This window comes from Microbacterium sp. A20, from assembly GCF_004794515.1.
GTDB lineage: Bacteria > Actinomycetota > Actinomycetes > Actinomycetales > Microbacteriaceae > Microbacterium.
This window is the reverse complement of the sequence record NZ_SSDF01000029.1, coordinates 14671-31028: the sequence shown is the minus strand read 5'-3', so window position 1 is coordinate 31028 and position 16358 is coordinate 14671. Positions and strand designations below refer to the sequence as shown.

The following is a 16358-nucleotide window of genomic DNA, read 5'->3' as shown; positions in this document are numbered from 1 at the left end:
CGCGCCCTTGATGGTGGCCTCGGACGATCCGGCCCCGCTCGTACCGTTGCAGAGCTGGAGGAGGGTGGGAGGGGAGCGTGGGGGGCGGCCGGAGGGTGGGGGCGACCGGAGCGCCGGAGCGGCCGGAGCGTGGGGTCGGGCCGTGGAGGTCGGCTGGAGCCGCGCCGGCTCAGGCTCCGGCGCGGCGCGCGCGATACGCGGCGACGGCGTTGCGGTTCGCGCAGGTGGTGGAGCAGTACCGTTTCGAGCGGTTGCGGGAGAGGTCGAGCGCGACCGCTTGACACGTGTCGTCGTCGCACACGGTGAGGCGCGATCCTTCGTCGGAGCGGATGACGTCGATCAGGGCCATCGCGGTCTCGATCAGCACGCGCTCGGCCAGCGGATGGTCATCGGCCACGGCGTGCAGATGCCAGTCGGCACCGTCGTGACGCAGCAGTCGAGGGGTGAGCCGGGACTCGGCGAGGGCGTCGTTGACGAGTGCGGCCATTTCGTCGCGCGGTGCGAGCAGCATGGCGCGCAGCCGCGGGCGAAGGCGGCGGAGGGAGGCGAGTTCTTCTGCGTCGTGGTCGAGCCGACCGGTGTACGGGAACTCGCGGAGGAACGCGATCTCGTCCTCGATGTCGACCAGTGTGTCCGGGTCTTCGGCCGAGTTGACGAGCCAGACGGCCGCGCGGAGGCCCTCCTCCGTGTCATCGGTGAAGATCATGTTGACATCTTACAGTCCCCGCGCGTAGCGTCATCGATCATGAGCAAGGTGAGCAATGACACTCCCGGAATGCCGCATGGCGCGCGCTGGGGGCTGCCGCTCGCCATCGCAGCGGCGCTGTCCTTCGGGATGTCGGGTGGGTGGGCACGCGGGCTCATCGACGCGGGGTGGACGCCCGGGGCCGCGGTCCTCGCGCGCATCGGGGTCGCCGCCCTCGTGCTGCTCGTTCCGACGCTCGTGTCTCTCCGAGGAAGATGGGGGCTGCTGCGTCGCAACGCCGGCATGGTCCTGGCGTACGGGCTGCTCGCGGTCGCCGCCACCCAGCTCTTCTACTTCCAGGCCGTGGCCGTGATGGATGTGGGGCTGGCGCTGCTCATCGAGTACACGGCGCCGGTCGCGGTGCTGCTGTGGCTGTGGATCCGGCGGGGCGAGCGCCCGAGCCGCAAGAGCGTCATCGGCGCGGCCATCGCCTTCGTCGGGCTGGTGCTCATGCTCGACATCCTCACCGGAGCCGACGTGAACGTGGCCGGGATCCTGTGGGCTCTGGGCGCGATGGTCGGGGCCGCCGCCTACTTCGTGCTGTCGGCCAAGGCTGATACGGGGCTGCCTCCGATCGCCCTCGCGGGAAGCGGGTTGCTGCTCGGGGCGCTCGGGCTCGCCGCCGCCGGGGCGATCGGCGTCCTGCCGATCACGTGGACGACCGATGACATCGCCTACCGGTTCGGCAGCGTGCCCTGGTTCGTGCCCGTGCTGGCGATGGGCGTCGTCGCGACAGCGCTCGCGTATCTGCTCGGCATCGCCTCGACGCGGATGCTGGGTTCGCGGCTCGCATCCTTCGTCGCGCTCGCCGAGGTCGTGGCCGCGCTCCTGTTCGGGTGGTTGCTGCTCGGGCAGCTTCCCGACCTGCTGCAGGCGCTCGGCGGAGTGCTCGTGCTCGTGGGGGTCGTGGTGGTCAAGCTCGGTGAGCCCGTCGCTCCGGAGTTGGTGGAGCCCGTGCCTTCCTCGCGCAATGTATACCGGGAGTCCGCTACCAAAGACTGAAGCGCCAGACGGAGCCCCTTTATGTATACACTGAGGGCATGACTCTTGCCGTCGAGCGCCTCTCCGCGAGTGATCGCGCGTACACGGCCCTGCTCGACGACATCCAGTCCGGCGCTCTTCCGGCCGGGTTCGTGCTCGGCGAGGTCGAGCAGGCGGAACGCCTCGGCGTCAGCCGCACCCCGATGCGCGAGGCCCTTCGCCGGCTCGCCGCCGACGGGCTCGTCGTGCAGCAGTCGCCTCGGGTCACCGTCGTCGCCGACCTGGATGCCGACGACATCCGCTCGCTCTTCGAGATCCGCCGCGCGCTGGAGGAGAGCTCGGCCCGTATCGCCGCCGCCCGCGGGGATGACCGCCTGTTCGCCGCGCTGGCCGAGGAGTTCGCGCACGTCGACCTCACCGGTCCCGCAGGTCGCGACGCCTACTACGCCCTGATCGCCCGGTTCGACGCCGCCCTCGACGCGGCGGTCGCGAACGACTACATCGCCTCGGCCCTGCGCACCGTGCGTACGCACCTCGTGCGCGTGCGCCGGATGGCCCGCGACAAGCCCGCTCGGCTCGCGGCCTCCGCCGCCGAGCACCGCACGATCGCCGAGGCGCTCGCCGCTCGCGACGGCGACCTCGCCGCCCATGCCACCCACGTGCACCTGCACAACGCCCTCGCCGGCATCCTCGATTCCCTCGACTCCAGCAACCGTGAAGGATAAGAAATGACCGTCTCCCACCACGTCCGTGTGTACGCGAGCTCCGAGAACCTCGCGCGCGAAGACCAGCTCGCCTGGAAGATCGCCGAGGTCGCCGCCGACCAGGTCGAGGTCGAGCAGGACGTCGTCGACATGATCATCAACCGCATCATCGACAACGCCTCGGTGGCCGCGGCATCCCTCACCCGCGCACCGATCAATGCCGCCCGCGCGCAGGCGTTCAGCCACCCCGTCTCGACCGGCGGCCTCGGCGCGAACCTCTTCGGCGCGGCTCTCGACCACCGCACCAGCCCCGAGTGGGCGGCCTGGGCCAACGGCGTGGCCGTGCGCGAGCTCGACTACCACGACACGTTCCTGGCGGCGGAGTACTCGCATCCCGGCGACAACATCCCGCCGATCCTCGCGGTCGCGCAGCACGTCGGTAAGGACGGTCGGGCACTGGTTCGCGGCATCGCGACCGGCTACGAGATCCAGATGGACCTGGTGCGCGCGATCTGCCTGCACAAGCACAAGATCGACCACGTCGCCCACCTCGGCCCCTCGGCCGCCGCGGGCATCGGCACCCTCCTCGGCCTCGACGTCGAGACGATCTACCAGGCCGTCGGACAGGGCCTGCACACCACGACCGCCACGCGCCAGAGCCGCAAGGGCGAGATCTCGACCTGGAAGGCGCACGCCCCGGCCTTCGCCGGAAAGATGGCCGTCGAAGCGGTCGACCGGGCCATGCGCGGACAGACCAGCCCGGCGCCGATCTACGAAGGCGAAGACGGCGTGATCGCCTGGATGCTCGACGGCAAGGACGCGTCCTACGACGTGCCGCTGCCCGCTGCGGGCGAGCCCAAGCGCGCGATCCTCGACTCGTACACGAAGGAGCACTCGGCCGAGTACCAGGCCCAGGCGCTCATCGACCTCGCTCGCAAGCTCGGAACCTCGAACCCGGCGCTGCGCGATCCCGCGAACATCGACTCGATCGTCATCCACACCAGCCACCACACGCACAACGTGATCGGCTCGGGGGCGAACGACCCGCAGAAGTACGACCCGACCGCGTCGCGCGAGACGCTCGACCACTCGGTGCCGTACATCTTCGCGGTGGCGCTGCAGGACGGCGGCTGGCACCACGTCGACTCCTACACGCCGGAGCGTGCGGGCCGCCCCGACACCGTCGCGCTGTGGCACAAGGTCACCACGGCCGAGGATGCCGAGTGGACGCGCCGCTACCACTCCGAAGACCCCGACGAGAAGGCCTTCGGCGGTCGCGTCGAGATCCGGCTCACCGACGGTTCGACCGTGGTCGACGAGATCGCCGTGGCCGATGCGCATCCGCTCGGAGCACGTCCGTTCGCGCGTGAGAACTACATCGCGAAGTTCCGTCTGCTCGCCGAGCCCGTGCTCGAGCCCGCCGAGATCGAGCGGTTCCTGGCCCTCGTGCAGCGCCTGCCCGAGCTGACGGCCGCCGAGGTCGGCGAGCTGTCGATCGTCGCGAAGCCCGGGCTGCTCGAGGCCGCCCCTGCCCCTGCGGGACTGTTCTGATGCCCTTCGACAAGCTCAGGGACCCAGGCCCCTGGGTTGCTGAGCCTGTCGAAGCACGATGACGAAGGAGATCTGATGCTGTACTCCACGATCACGCCCGCCGAGAAGCGGCGGCTGTTCCGGGAGCGGCTCGCGAGCGGCGAACTGCTGCGCTTCCCCGGGGCCTTCAACCCGCTGAGCGCCCGCCTGATCGAGCAGAAGGGCTTCGACGGGGTCTACATCTCCGGCGCCGTGCTCTCCGCCGACCTCGGCCTGCCCGACATCGGCCTCACGACGCTCACCGAGGTCGCCGGCCGTGCGAAGCAGATCGCCCGCATGACCGACCTGCCCGCGATCGTCGACGCCGACACCGGCTTCGGCGAACCGATGAACGTCGCCCGCACGATCCAGGAACTCGAAGACGCGGGCCTCGCCGGCACGCACATCGAGGACCAGATCAACCCGAAGCGCTGCGGCCACCTCGACGGCAAGGCCGTGGTCGACGAGGACACCGCGATCAAGCGCATCCGGGCGGCGGCCGACGCCCGCCGTGACGAGAACTTCCTCATCATGGCGCGCACCGACATCCGCGCGATCGAGGGGCTGGACGCGGCGATCGACCGCGCCAAGGCGCTGGTGGATGCCGGTGCCGACGCGATCTTCCCCGAGGCGATGCGCACGCTCGCCGAGTTCGAGGCGATGGCGGAAGCGCTGGACGTGCCGATCCTGGCGAACATGACCGAGTTCGGCAAGAGCGAGCTGTTCTCCACGGACCAGCTGCGTGACGCCGGCGTGAACCTGGTCATCTGGCCGGTGTCGCTGCTGCGCATCTCGATGGGGGCCGCGGGCCGTGCACTGGATACTCTGAACGAAGAGGGGCACCTGACCTCGAAGCTCGGCGAGATGCAGCACCGCGCCGATCTCTACGATCTGATCGACTACGAGTCGTACAACCACTTCGACTCCGGCGTCTTCAACTTCACAGTCGACAACACCGGTCGCTGAGCGCAGCGAAGCGGACATCCGACCCGGTTGCTGAGCGAGGAGCGAAGCGACGAGTCGAAGTACACGAAGGAGTGACCATGACCGAGCCGGACATCAAGAAGGGCCTCGCGGGGGTCGTCGTCGACACGACCGCGATCTCGAAGGTCAACCCCGAGACGAACAGCCTGCTCTACCGCGGGTACCCCGTGCAGGAGCTGGCCGACACGCAGCCGTTCGAGGCGGTCGCCTACCTGCTCTGGAACGGCGAGCTGCCGACGCCGGAAGAGCTCGCGGCGTTCCGTCTCGATGAGCGCAAGCATCGCGCGCTCGCCGACAACGTCAAGGCCGCGATCGACCTGGTGCCGCTCGACGCCCACCCGATGGACGAGGTGCGCACCGCGGTCAGCCTGATCGGCGCCTCTGACCCCGGTGCGGGTGGATCGGTGCTCGACGCCGGTGGCAGCCCGGAGCAGAACCTCGAGCGCAGCATCCGCCTGTTCGCCGCACTGCCGGCGATCGTCGCCTACGGTCAGCGTCGCCGCCGCGGGCAGGAGATCATCGCCCCGCGCGATGACCTCGATTACTCGGCGAACTTCCTCTGGATGACGTTCGGCGAAGAGGCGGACGACGTCGTGGTCGACGCGTTCAACCGCTCGATGATCCTGTACGCCGAGCACTCCTTCAACGCCTCGACGTTCACGGCGCGCGTCATCACCTCGACCCTGAGTGACATCTACTCGGCCGTGGTCGGTGCGATCGGCGCCCTCAAGGGCCCGCTGCACGGCGGGGCCAACGAGGCCGTGCTGCACATCTTCGACGACATCGGCACGGCCGACAACGTCGTGCCCTGGCTCGACAAGGCTCTCGCCGAGAAGCGCAAGATCATGGGCTTCGGCCACCGCGTATACAAGAAGGGCGACTCCCGGGTGCCGACCATGAAGGCGGCGCTCGACACCCTCGTGGAGCACTACGACCGGCCCGAGGTCGCCGCCCTCTACGACGCCCTCGAGTCGGAGTTCGTCGCGCGCAAGGGCATCTACCCGAACCTCGACTACCCGTCGGGCCCGGCGTACAACCTGATCGGGTTCGACACCCTGACCTTCACGCCGCTCTTCGTGGCCGCGCGGGTCACCGGCTGGACCGCGCATGTGATCGAGCAGGCCGGATCGAACGCGCTGATCCGTCCGCTGTCGTACTACGACGGTCCGGACGAGCGGCACGTCGAGAGCTGACCTGCAGTGACCGAAGGCCCCGATGTGTCGAGCGCATCGGGGCCTTCTGCCGTGCTTAGCGCGGTGCGATCCCCGCGGTCAAGGCGGTGCGACGAATTCTCCCGCGGAGTAAGACAGATGCCGGGGCGATTCCGCCCGCGTACGAAGGAGGGTCCATGTCCGCATCCGACGCCACCGTCAAGGAGGTCCGGTCACTCGTCCCGGCACGCATGGACCGGCTGCCGTGGTCGCGATTCCACTGGATGATCGTCGTCGGACTCGGGTTCTCCTGGATCCTCGACGGGCTCGAGGTGCAGATCGTCGCCGCGAACGGCTATGCCGCGACCCTCGGCATGGGCCCGGCCGAGGTCGGCCTCGCCGGCACGTGCTACCTGCTCGGTCAGGTGTTCGGTGCGCTCGTGTTCGGACGCCTCGCCGATCGCCTCGGACGCAAGAACCTCTTCCTCGTCTCGCTCGCGGTGTATCTGGTCGGATCCGCGATCGCCGGTCTCTCCTTCGCCCCCTGGTTCTTCTACATCTGGCGGTTCGTGGCGGGCGCGGGCATCGGCGGTGAGTACGCGGCCATCAACTCGGCCATCGACGAGATCATCCCGGCGAAGTACCGCGGTCGCGTCGACATCGCGATCAACGGCACCTACTGGGGTGGTGCGGCCCTCGGCGCCGTGGCGAACATGTTCTTCCTCAACACCGACATCCTCCCCGCCGACCTCGGCTGGCGCCTCAGCTTCTTCGTCGGACCGGTGCTCGGCATCCTCATCATCTGGCTGCGCCGTCACATCCCGGAGAGCCCGCGCTGGCAGATGACGCACGGGCGCGAGGACGAGGCCGAGCGCAACGTCGACCAGATCGAGGAGCGCATCCGCAAGGAGGGCAAGACGATCGAACCGGTCGACGAGAGCAAGGCGATCACCGTCAAGGAGTACGGCAGCGTCCCGTTCCTCGTCATCGCGAAGGTGCTGTTCAAGAAGTACCCTCGGCGCACGCTGGTCGGCATCACGATGATGGTCACCCAGTCGTTCCTCTACAACGCGATCTTCTTCACCTACGCCCTCGTGCTGGAGAACTTCTACGACACTCCGCCGGCCTCGGCGTCGCAGTACTTCATCGTGTTCGCGGTCGGGAACCTCGCCGGCGCGCTCATCCTCGGGCACTTCTTCGACACCTGGGGCCGGCGGCGGATGCTGTTCTCGACCTATGTGCTCGCGGGCCTGATCCTCCTCGTCAGCGCGTTCCTGTTCAACGCCGGCGTGCTGAATGCGGCCACCCACACGGCGTTCTGGTGCGCGTCGTTCTTCTTCGCCTCGGCCGGTGCGTCGGCGGCGTACCTGACGGTGAGCGAGATCTTCCCGCTGGAGCTGCGCAGCCAGGTGATCTCGTACGTCTTCTCGATCGGGCAGCTCGTCGGCGCCATCGCTCCGGTGCTCTACGGGTCGCTGATCGGCGCGAGTGCCGAGTCGGGCGACCGCGGTCCGCTGTTCTGGGGGTACGTGCTCGGCGCGGCGATCATGATGTTCGGTGGCGTCGTCTGCGGCATCTTCGGGGTGAGCGCGGCGGGCAAGTCGCTCGAGGACATCGCGGATCCGCTGTCGCTCGTGGACTCGCCGGATGAGAGGGTCTCGCCGGGGAAGGGGACCTGAGTCAGCGGGCGAGCCAGCTCCGCAGCGAACGGGTGACGAACGGCAGCACCCAGTACGCCATGATCGGCGTGAGCACGAGGGTCGTGACGAGCACGCGGAGCCAGATCGGCAGCTCGTTCCATCCGGGGACCGGGCTCATCGCGTAGGTGAACGCGAGGTTCACCGGGAAGAAACCCAGCCAGATCGAGGTCGCCTGCTTCCAGCGCGGGGGAGCGGGGGCGACGGTGACCGTCTCGGTCGTGCCGTCGGCTGCCGGGAGTGTGATCGTGCCGGTGGTCGGCTCGTCGAACCAGCCCTCGATGCCGGTGCGCCGCTTGGAGCGCTCGCTGCGCACGAAGCCCTCGCCCATCGAGAGCCACCAGGCGCGCTCGGCCGACTGCTCCCACGCGGTGAGCGAGTCCTCGCTCGCGAACCGGTACAGCATGTGCCAGACCTGCGAATCCTCGCCGGCGCGCACCCAGCCCGAGCCGAGGAAGCCCGGATACTTCGTCGCGAGATTCACCCCCGTCTGCACCCAGGCGGTCGCCTCGACGATGCGCTCGGGGTCGACTTCGCGGCGGATGGACACGGTGAGGGGTTCGGACATGGTGCGGTCCTCGGGGGAACGGGCGGCCGGGGTCGGGACGCCGAAGCGGATGCGCCAGGGGTGGCGGCGCATCGTCGATTCTAATTCGGATGCGGGGCTTCGCAGGCCGCTTCCGGCCCGGACGGAGAGGACCCCCGCCGACCCGATTCGGCGGGGGTCTCGCGGCGTGGGCGCCGCGACGGGAGCGAGAGCGCTCACCGTGCGCGCGGTAGACGTGACACCCGATCCGGTCTGAGTCTCTGTCCGCGCACTTGCAGTTGTACCCGGGCGAGATGACGCGGTGGTGAACGGGGCGCGAACAACCGCGATTCATGGCACTCGGGTCGCGAAGCCCAAATACAAGGATGTCCTAGTAAATATCCGGTACTCCGAGTAAACTCCTCATTGTGCCAACGACGGCACGGAGGGATGTCACACAATGACTCGTACTATCCCGCACTTCGTGGGCGGATCGCTTCTCACCCCCGACTCCGGTCGCTTCGCCGACGTGTTCGATCCGAGCACCGGCGCCGTGCAGGCGCGTGTGCCGCTCGCCTCGACCGACGAGGTGCGCCGCGTGATCGCGAACGCCGAAGAGGCCCAGGTCGCGTGGGCCGCGACCAACCCCCAGAAGCGCGCTCGTGTGCTGCTGCGGTTCCTCGACCTGGTGCAGCGCGAGATGACGTCACTCGCCGAGCTCCTCGCGAGCGAGCACGGCAAGACGGTCGACGATGCGAAGGGCGACATCCAGCGCGGACTCGAGGTCATCGAGTTCTCGGCCGGAGCGCCCCACCTGCTGAAGGGCGAGTACTCGACGGGTGCGGGAACCGGCATCGACGTGTACTCGATGCGGCAGCCGCTCGGGGTCGTCGCCGCGATCACGCCGTTCAACTTCCCCGCGATGATCCCGCTCTGGAAGGCCGGCCCTGCGCTCGCCGCCGGAAACGCCGTCGTCCTCAAGCCCAGCGAGCGCGACCCCTCGGTGCCGGTCCGGCTGGCGGAACTGTTCCTCGAAGCGGGCCTCCCCGCCGGGGTCCTCAACGTCGTGCACGGCGACAAGGAGGCCGTCGACGCGCTGCTCACCGACGACCGCATCCGTGCCGTCGGATTCGTCGGCTCCACGCCCATCGCTGAGTACATCTACGCGACCGCGACGGCCCACGGCAAGCGCGCCCAGTGCTTCGGCGGCGCCAAGAACCACATGATCGTGATGCCGGATGCCGACCTCGACCAGGCCGTCGACGCGCTGATCGGCTCGGGCTACGGCTCGGCAGGCGAGCGCTGCATGGCCATCTCGGTCGCGGTCCCGGTGGGGCAGGAGACGGCGGATGCTCTCGCCGCCAAGCTCGCCGAACGCGTCGCGCAGTTGCGGGTCGGCCCCTCGCTCTCGGCCGACGTCGACTACGGACCCCTGGTCACGAGCGCGGCCGTCGAACGGGTCGAGGGCTACATCCAGCAGGGCATCGACGAGGGGGCGACGCTGCTCGCCGATGGCCGGGGCTTCACCGTGGAAGGTCACGAAGAGGGCTTCTACCTCGGACCGACCCTGTTCGACCACGTCACCACCGACATGGCGATCTACCGCGAGGAGATCTTCGGTCCGGTGCTGGTGATCGCCCGCGCCGCCGACTATGAGGAGGCGCTGCGGATGGCGTCCGAGCACGAGTACGGCAACGGTGTCGCGATCTTCACCCGCGACGGCGATGCCGCCCGCGACTTCGCCGCACGCGTCGAGGTGGGGATGGTCGGCGTGAACGTCCCGATCCCGGTGCCGATCGCGTATTACACGTTCGGCGGTTGGAAGCGCAGCGGCTTCGGCGACCTCAACCAGCACGGCACCGACGCGTTCCGCTTCTACACGAAGACCAAGACGGTGACGAGCCGTTGGCCCGCGGCGGGCATCCGCGACGGAGCCAGCTTCGTCATCCCCACCATGCACTGACCCCCACGTCCCGTCACGAGATCCCACAAGGACACATGATGACCATGACCACCGTCACCACCACCGCCGAGGAGCGCGAGGCCATCCTCGCCGCCGTCCGCGAGTTCGCCGAGGCCGAGCTGGCCCCCTTCGCTGCCGAGCGCGACGAGAAGCACCTCTTCCCGCGTGAATCGCTGAACCGCGGCGGTGAGCTCGGACTCGGCGGCATCTACGTGCGCGAGGACTTCGGCGGAACCGGCCTGAGCCGCAGCGACACCGTCGCGATCTTCGAAGAGCTCGCCAAGGGCGATCCGGCGGTCGCCGCGTACATCTCGATCCACAACATGGTCGTGTGGATGATCGACACCTACGGCGACGAGACGCAGCGCGCCGCATGGCTGCCGAAGCTCACCGCGATGCAGGAGTTCGGCGGCTACTGCCTCACCGAGCCGGGAGTCGGGTCGGATGCCGCGAACGTCGCGACCAGTGCCGTCCGCGAGGGCGACGACTACGTGCTCACCGGGATGAAGCAGTTCATCTCCGGTGCCGGCGAAGCCGCCGTGTACGTCGTCATGGCGCGCACGGGGGAGCCCGGCGCCCGCGGCATCAGCGCGTTCCTGGTTCCCGGCGACGCCGAGGGGCTGAGCTTCGGCCCGCTCGAGAAGAAGATGGGATGGCACGCGCAGCCGACCCGTCAGGTGATCTTCGACGGCCTCCGCGTTCCGGCATCCGCCATGCTCGGCGACGAGGGGCGCGGCTTCGCGATCGCGATGTCGGCGCTCAACGGCGGTCGCCTCAACATCGCCGCCTGCTCGCTCGGAGGAGCGGAGTGGGCGCTCGACAGGGCGGTGCGGTACGTGCATGAGCGGGTCGCGTTCGGGGAGCCGCTCGCCGAGAAGCAGTCGATCCTGTTCGCGATCGCCGACATGCGCACCGAACTGCACGCGGCCCGGCTCATGGTGCGCGACGGAGCGCAGGCGGTCGACGAGCACGCACCCGACGCGACCATGCGCTGCGCGATGGCCAAGCGGTTCGCCACCGATGCCGGCTTCGAGGTCGCCAACCGGGCGCTGCAGCTGCACGGCGGCTACGGGTACCTGCAGGACTACGGGATCGAGCGGGTGGTCCGCGACCTTCGGGTGCACCAGATCCTGGAAGGGACGAACGAGATCATGCGACTGATCGTCGGACGCGAGATGCTGCGACCCGCGGGCCCGACGTCGATGCGGAGTGCGTCATGACGCGTGTGGCGTTCCTCGGCCTCGGGCACATGGGGCTGCCGATGGCGAAGAACCTCGTCGCCGCCGGCCACGAGGTGCACGGCTTCGACCTCGTCCCCGCGGCCATCGAGGCGGCCCAGGCAGCCGGCATCCCGGTGGCGGCGAGTGGGGCGGATGCCGTGGCCCATGTGGATGTCGTCATCACGATGTTCCCCGCGGGGAAGCACGTGATCGAGGCGTATCGCACGGAGCTGCTCGCGGCGGCCCGGCCGAACACCCTCTTCATCGAGTCGTCGACCATCGCCGTCGACGAGGCTCGCGCGGCTCACGCGCTCGCGCTCGCCGCGGGGCACCGCAACGTGGACGCCCCGGTGTCGGGCGGAGTCGTCGGGGCTGAGAACGGGACGCTCGCGTTCATGGTCGGCGGATCGGATGACGACTTTGCGGCAGCGCTCCCACTGCTCGAGGTCATGGGCAAGCGCATCGTGCACTGCGGCGGACCCGGACTCGGCCAGGCGGCGAAGGTCTGCAACAACATGGTGCTCGCGGTCTCGCAGATCGCCGTCGCCGAGGCCTTCGTGCTGGGGGAGCGGCTCGGGCTCGAGCACCAGGCGCTGTTCGACGTCGTCTCGCAGGCATCCGGTCAGTGCTGGTCGATCACGACCAACTGCCCTGTTCCCGGTCCGGTGCCCACGAGCCCGGCCAACCGCGACTACCAGCCCGGTTTCGCGGGGGCGCTGATGGCGAAGGACCTCGGCCTCGCGCTGCAGGCGATCGAGCAGACCTCGACGGATGCGCGTATGGGCCGACTCGCCCAGGAGCTGTATGCCGCTTTCGCCGCGGGCGACGGTGCGACGCGGGACTTCTCCGGCATCATCACCGACATCCGCGACGGCGTCGTCTGACGCGGCCGTGAGGGGTCACAACACGCCGCGCCCCCCGTGCAGTATGCGGCGTGATGTGACCCCTCAGTGGCGGCAGGGGCGCTTGAGAGGCGAAGGGCGATACTGGACAGCAACACGACACGAAGGCAGGCGATATGACCGAGTACGAGACGATCCTGGTCGAGCAGCGCGGACGGGTCGGGTGGATCACCCTGAACCGTCCCGAAGCGCTGAACGCGTTGAACAGCCGGCTTGCCGAGGAAGTCACTGCCGCGGCGGTCGCCTTCGATGAGGACGAGGGCGTCGGCGCGATCGTCGTCACCGGATCCGAGAAGGCGTTCGCCGCGGGTGCCGACATCAAGGAGATGGAGGGCATGTCCGCTGCGGAGATGCTCGAGACGGACCACTTCGGTGTCTGGCACGAGTTTGCCGCGGTGCGCACTCCGGTCATCGCGGCCGTCTCCGGGTTCGCGCTCGGTGGTGGGTGCGAGCTCGCGATGATGTGCGACATCATCCTGGCCGCCGACAACGCCAAGTTCGGCCAGCCGGAGATCAACCTCGGCGTCATCCCCGGCATGGGCGGCACGCAGCGCCTGATCCGCGCGGTCGGCTACTACAAGGCGGCCGAGCTGGTGCTCTCGGGGCGGTTCATGGGTGCGGAGGAGGCGGAGCGCGCAGGGCTCGTCTCCCGGGTCGTGCCGGCATCCGATCTTCCGGCCGAAGCCGAGAAACTCGCCGAGACCATCGCCTCGAAGTCCCTGCCGTCGGTGTACGCCGCGAAGGCCGCACTCGACGCCGCGATGGAGACGACTCTGGCCGACGGGCTCGCGCACGAGAAGCAGGCGTTCGCCGCGCTGTTCGACACCGCAGATCAGAAGGAGGGCATGTCGGCCTTCCGGGAGAAGCGGTCGCCCGACTTCCAGAACCGCTGACCGCCCGTGCACAACTCCTCAGAAAAGTCGTCGGGCCGGCCTCCGCGCTGCCTCGGCGCTCACGTCGGGAGGATTTCTGCGGAGTTGTGCACGGCCTCAGCCGCGGAGGGCGTTGACGATCTTCGCGATGCGGCGCTCACGGGTCGCATCCTGCTTCGCCTCGGCGACGGAGCGGGCGTGCTCCTTGCGGACGGAGTACGACAGGGCGTCGAAGGCGGCGCGCACCGCGGGGTCGGCATCCAGCGCGGCGGCGAGCTCGGCGGGAACGTCGACCGTGCGCTCGGCGGAATCCACGCGGATCACGGCATCGATCTCCTGGCCGATCTCGAGCCCGAGGTCCGTGCGCGCGGCCTTGCTGAAGCCGATCATGTTCTCGCTGCCCATGCGGGCCACACGCAGTCGGGCCGTGCGGCCGCCGATCGTCACGGCGACGGGGAACGCCTTTCCCGCCCCGAAGGACGCGACCTCCTCATCGCTGAGCAGGATCGCCGCGGCGGGGCCACGGCCGGTGAGGACGGTGTGCAGGCGCAGTTCGCTCATGCCGAAAGAGTACGCCCGGCGCTCCCGAATTCCGCGAGCACGAACCGCGCCATGTCAGAGGGCGTCGGGCTGCGGGCGCGGATCCGCGAAGTCGCCGGCGTCCTTGCGGAGGCGGGCGACGATCGCGACGAGCTCGGCGGCATCGTCGTGGCTCATGCCGGGGTCGGCGAAGACCTCGGAATTCAGCGCCTGGGTGGCGCGCTCGACCAGCTCTCGACCGGCATCCGTGAGTGCGAGGAGCGCCGCGCGTCCGTCGTGCGGGTGCGGCTCCCGCGCGATGAGCCCATCGCGGACCAGGCGTTCCGCCGTGCTGGTCACCGTGGTCGGATGCACCTGGAGGCGGGCGACGACGCTCGACAGGGGGAGTCGCCCCGAGCGGCTGAAAGCCAGCAGGCGCAGCACCTCGAACCGGGCGAAGCTGAGGGCGAACGGCTTGAGAGCGGCATCGACCCGGGCGAGCAGCAGCTGCTGGGCCCGCATGACCGAGGTGACCAGGGCCATGCCGTCGGCGGCATCCGTCCATCCGTGCGCGAGCCACTGCCGCTTGGCTTCGGCAAGCGGATCGATGGGGAGCGGACGAGGTCGAGCCATTTCTCTACGGTACTGGCGCGAGGGCGAGGCGCGGCGACGGCGCGCGACGCACCCGTCGCGGGCTTCGTTGAGTCTCGGTCGCAGGTGAGCTGGAACTCAGTATCGCCGTCTAGAATTGCAGCAGTCGTGAGGAGCATTCGATGAAGATCTTCGTCCTGGTCAAAGAGGTGCCGGACACCTATGGCGATCGCAAGCTGAATCTCGAGACCGGACTCGCCGATCGTGCCGCCGGCGATGTCGTCCTCGATGAGATCACGGAGCGGGCACTCGAAGTCGCGCTCAGCTACGCCGACAAGAACGACGGGACCGAGGTGGTGGCCATCTCTATGGCGCCGGAGGGCTCGACCGCCTCGGTGCGCCGGGCGCTCGCGATCGGTGCCGCATCGGCCGTGCACATCGCCGACGAGCAGCTGGCCGGCGCCGACCTCGGTCTCACCGCCGAAGTGCTCGCCGCTGCAATCCGCCGCGGCGCGCCCGACCTCGTGATCACCGGCAACCTCTCGACCGACGGCTCCGGTGGTGTCATCCCGGCGATGCTCGCGGAGCACCTCGGGTTCGCCCAGGCCACCGCGCTCAGCTCCGTCGAGATCACGGCCTCCGAGGTCTCCGGTACCCGCGCCGCCGACGCCGGTGGACAGCCGGTCTCGGCCCCGCTGCCCGCGGTGATCTCGATCACGGAGGCGCTCCCCGATGCGCGCTTCCCCAACTTCAAGGGCATCATGGCGGCGAAGAAGAAGCCGCTCGAGGTGCTCTCGCTCGCCGACCTCGACGTCTCGGCCGATCCGTCGGCGGCACCTCGGACGATCATGACCGCCGTGTCCGAGAAGCCCCCGCGGGCCGCCGGCGTGAAGATCACCGATGAAGGCGACGCAGCCGACAAGCTCGTCGAGTACCTCGTGCAGAACAGGCTGGTGTGAGATGACGTACCCCGAGAACCCGATCCTCGTCCTCGTCGACGTCGACCCGTCCGGCAACGCCGCGAGCAGCACGGCCGGACTCCTCGGCGCGGCCTCGCAGGTCGGCGCACCGATCGCGCTGATCGTCGGCGGAAGCCAGGCTGCGGTCGACCAGGCCGCAGCGGCCGGCGCGAGCGTCGTGCTGACAGCCGACGACGACCCGTCGTCGCTCACGGTTCCGATCGTCGACGCCCTCGAGGCCGCGGCCGCACAGGTGCGCCCCGACGCCGTGCTCATCTCGAACTCGATCACCGGGCGCGACGTGGCCGGCCGCTTCGCCGTGCGCACGAAGAGCGCGCTGTCGGTGGATGCCGTCGGCGTCTCCCGTGACGATGAGGGCATCGTCGCCCACCACTCGGTCTACGGCGGGGCGTACCTCGTCGACTCCGCGCCCACGTTCGGCACGCCCGTGATCACGGTGCGTCAGGGGGCCGTGGATGCCCGTGCCGAGGCGGTGGCCTCGCCCCAGGTCGAAGCGCTCGCCGTCACGGCATCGGGTGCGGTCGCGGCGACCGCCGGTCCGGTGGAGGCGGTCGAGGTCGCCTCTTCCCGCCCCGAGCTCCGCGGGGCCACGCGAGTCGTCTCCGGTGGACGCGGTCTCGCGTCGAAGGAGAAGTTCGTGCTCGTCGAAGAGCTCGCCGACGCGCTCGGCGCCGCCGTCGGAGCGTCACGGGCCGCCGTCGACGCCGGATACATCCCGCAGTCGCACCAAGTCGGTCAGACCGGCGTCTCGGTGTCGCCGCAGCTGTATGTCGCCCTCGGCATCTCGGGAGCGATCCAGCACCGCGCGGGCATGCAGACCTCCAAGAACATCGTCGCGATCAACAAGGACCCGGAAGCACCGATCTTCGACGTCGCCGACTTCGGCATCATCGGAGACGTGTTCGCGGTGGTCCCGAAGGTGATCGCCGCGCTCGAGGCGCGGAAGAAGTAGCC

At 69.3% G+C, this 16358-nt stretch carries 16 protein-coding genes; 12 read left to right on the top strand and 4 right to left on the bottom strand.

Annotation, left to right across the window (positions count from 1 at the left end):
* Window positions 1-169: 169 nt before the first annotated feature.
* The gene (locus DW298_RS00920; RefSeq protein WP_136040622.1) at window positions 170-706 is read right to left on the bottom strand and encodes a CGNR zinc finger domain-containing protein; all 537 of its coding nucleotides are present in this window, start codon (window positions 704-706) and stop codon (window positions 170-172) included.
* Between the two features lie 39 nt (window positions 707-745).
* Between DW298_RS00920 and DW298_RS00915 the strand changes: the two genes are divergently transcribed.
* The 6 genes from DW298_RS00915 to DW298_RS00890 all read left to right on the top strand — a co-directional run bounded on the left by DW298_RS00915 (window position 746) and on the right by DW298_RS00890 (window position 7813).
* Window positions 746-1747: a DMT family transporter gene (locus DW298_RS00915; protein WP_136040621.1), complete on the top strand. Its 1002-nt coding sequence runs from the start codon at window positions 746-748 to the stop codon at window positions 1745-1747.
* Between the two features lie 38 nt (window positions 1748-1785).
* The gene (locus DW298_RS00910; protein WP_136040620.1) at window positions 1786-2451 is read left to right on the top strand and encodes a GntR family transcriptional regulator; all 666 of its coding nucleotides are present in this window, start codon (window positions 1786-1788) and stop codon (window positions 2449-2451) included.
* 3 nt (window positions 2452-2454) lie between these two features.
* On the top strand, window positions 2455-3981 hold the full coding sequence (locus DW298_RS00905) for an MmgE/PrpD family protein (protein ID WP_136040619.1): 1527 nt from the start codon (window positions 2455-2457) through the stop codon (window positions 3979-3981).
* Window positions 3982-4056: 75 nt separating this feature from the next.
* On the top strand, window positions 4057-4965 hold the full coding sequence (gene prpB, locus DW298_RS00900; RefSeq protein WP_136040618.1) for a methylisocitrate lyase: 909 nt from the start codon (window positions 4057-4059) through the stop codon (window positions 4963-4965).
* Between the two features lie 77 nt (window positions 4966-5042).
* Window positions 5043-6176: a bifunctional 2-methylcitrate synthase/citrate synthase gene (locus tag DW298_RS00895; RefSeq protein WP_136040617.1), complete on the top strand. Its 1134-nt coding sequence runs from the start codon at window positions 5043-5045 to the stop codon at window positions 6174-6176.
* A 155-nt stretch (window positions 6177-6331) separates the two neighbouring features.
* A complete protein-coding gene (locus tag DW298_RS00890) occupies window positions 6332-7813 on the top strand; it encodes an MFS transporter (RefSeq protein WP_136040616.1) in 1482 nt (493 codons plus the stop codon).
* Between the two features lies 1 nt (window position 7814).
* Here DW298_RS00890 and DW298_RS00885 read toward each other — a convergent pair whose 3' ends face one another.
* Window positions 7815-8399: an antibiotic biosynthesis monooxygenase gene (locus DW298_RS00885; protein ID WP_136040623.1), complete on the bottom strand. Its 585-nt coding sequence runs from the start codon at window positions 8397-8399 to the stop codon at window positions 7815-7817.
* Window positions 8400-8817: 418 nt separating this feature from the next.
* On the opposite strand from DW298_RS00885, the gene DW298_RS00880 reads away from it, so the two are divergent.
* The 4 genes from DW298_RS00880 to DW298_RS00865 all read left to right on the top strand — a co-directional run bounded on the left by DW298_RS00880 (window position 8818) and on the right by DW298_RS00865 (window position 13335).
* A complete protein-coding gene (locus DW298_RS00880; protein ID WP_136040615.1) occupies window positions 8818-10320 on the top strand; it encodes a CoA-acylating methylmalonate-semialdehyde dehydrogenase in 1503 nt (500 codons plus the stop codon).
* Window positions 10321-10358: 38 nt separating this feature from the next.
* The gene (locus DW298_RS00875; RefSeq protein ID WP_136040614.1) at window positions 10359-11540 is read left to right on the top strand and encodes an acyl-CoA dehydrogenase family protein; all 1182 of its coding nucleotides are present in this window, start codon (window positions 10359-10361) and stop codon (window positions 11538-11540) included.
* On the top strand, window positions 11537-12424 hold the full coding sequence (gene mmsB / locus DW298_RS00870; RefSeq protein WP_136040613.1) for a 3-hydroxyisobutyrate dehydrogenase: 888 nt from the start codon (window positions 11537-11539) through the stop codon (window positions 12422-12424). The genes DW298_RS00875 and mmsB overlap by 4 nt, the downstream gene beginning before the upstream one ends.
* Before the next feature lie 134 nt (window positions 12425-12558).
* Window positions 12559-13335: an enoyl-CoA hydratase-related protein gene (locus tag DW298_RS00865; RefSeq protein WP_136040612.1), complete on the top strand. Its 777-nt coding sequence runs from the start codon at window positions 12559-12561 to the stop codon at window positions 13333-13335.
* Window positions 13336-13431: 96 nt separating this feature from the next.
* Here the strand turns inward: DW298_RS00865 and DW298_RS00860 are convergent, their stop codons facing one another.
* Window positions 13432-13875, bottom strand: coding sequence for a YdeI/OmpD-associated family protein (locus tag DW298_RS00860; protein ID WP_136040611.1), 444 nt, complete (start codon window positions 13873-13875; stop codon window positions 13432-13434).
* A 54-nt stretch (window positions 13876-13929) separates the two neighbouring features.
* On the bottom strand, window positions 13930-14466 hold the full coding sequence (locus tag DW298_RS00855) for a MarR family transcriptional regulator (protein WP_136040610.1): 537 nt from the start codon (window positions 14464-14466) through the stop codon (window positions 13930-13932).
* A 140-nt stretch (window positions 14467-14606) separates the two neighbouring features.
* On the opposite strand from DW298_RS00855, the gene DW298_RS00850 reads away from it, so the two are divergent.
* Both DW298_RS00850 and DW298_RS00845 read left to right on the top strand, forming a co-directional pair.
* Window positions 14607-15383 carry an electron transfer flavoprotein subunit beta/FixA family protein gene (locus tag DW298_RS00850; RefSeq protein ID WP_136040609.1) on the top strand — a complete coding sequence of 259 codons (777 nt, stop codon included), beginning with the start codon at window positions 14607-14609 and terminating at the stop codon, window positions 15381-15383.
* A 1-nt stretch (window position 15384) separates the two neighbouring features.
* Window positions 15385-16356, top strand: a complete 972-nt coding sequence (locus tag DW298_RS00845; RefSeq protein ID WP_136040608.1) for an electron transfer flavoprotein subunit alpha/FixB family protein — start codon at window positions 15385-15387, stop codon at window positions 16354-16356.
* Window positions 16357-16358: the final 2 nt, after the last annotated feature.

Coding starts and splice junctions, on each gene's coding strand:
- DW298_RS00920 (WP_136040622.1), bottom strand. CDS start 706: ATGATCTTCACCGATGACACGGAGGAGGGCCTCCGCGCGGCCGTCTGG.
- DW298_RS00915 (WP_136040621.1), top strand. CDS start 746: ATGAGCAAGGTGAGCAATGACACTCCCGGAATGCCGCATGGCGCGCGC.
- DW298_RS00910 (WP_136040620.1), top strand. CDS start 1,786: ATGACTCTTGCCGTCGAGCGCCTCTCCGCGAGTGATCGCGCGTACACG.
- DW298_RS00905 (WP_136040619.1), top strand. CDS start 2,455: ATGACCGTCTCCCACCACGTCCGTGTGTACGCGAGCTCCGAGAACCTC.
- prpB (WP_136040618.1), top strand. CDS start 4,057: ATGCTGTACTCCACGATCACGCCCGCCGAGAAGCGGCGGCTGTTCCGG.
- DW298_RS00895 (WP_136040617.1), top strand. CDS start 5,043: ATGACCGAGCCGGACATCAAGAAGGGCCTCGCGGGGGTCGTCGTCGAC.
- DW298_RS00890 (WP_136040616.1), top strand. CDS start 6,332: ATGTCCGCATCCGACGCCACCGTCAAGGAGGTCCGGTCACTCGTCCCG.
- DW298_RS00885 (WP_136040623.1), bottom strand. CDS start 8,399: ATGTCCGAACCCCTCACCGTGTCCATCCGCCGCGAAGTCGACCCCGAG.
- DW298_RS00880 (WP_136040615.1), top strand. CDS start 8,818: ATGACTCGTACTATCCCGCACTTCGTGGGCGGATCGCTTCTCACCCCC.
- DW298_RS00875 (WP_136040614.1), top strand. CDS start 10,359: ATGACCATGACCACCGTCACCACCACCGCCGAGGAGCGCGAGGCCATC.
- mmsB (WP_136040613.1), top strand. CDS start 11,537: ATGACGCGTGTGGCGTTCCTCGGCCTCGGGCACATGGGGCTGCCGATG.
- DW298_RS00865 (WP_136040612.1), top strand. CDS start 12,559: ATGACCGAGTACGAGACGATCCTGGTCGAGCAGCGCGGACGGGTCGGG.
- DW298_RS00860 (WP_136040611.1), bottom strand. CDS start 13,875: ATGAGCGAACTGCGCCTGCACACCGTCCTCACCGGCCGTGGCCCCGCC.
- DW298_RS00855 (WP_136040610.1), bottom strand. CDS start 14,466: ATGGCTCGACCTCGTCCGCTCCCCATCGATCCGCTTGCCGAAGCCAAG.
- DW298_RS00850 (WP_136040609.1), top strand. CDS start 14,607: ATGAAGATCTTCGTCCTGGTCAAAGAGGTGCCGGACACCTATGGCGAT.
- DW298_RS00845 (WP_136040608.1), top strand. CDS start 15,385: ATGACGTACCCCGAGAACCCGATCCTCGTCCTCGTCGACGTCGACCCG.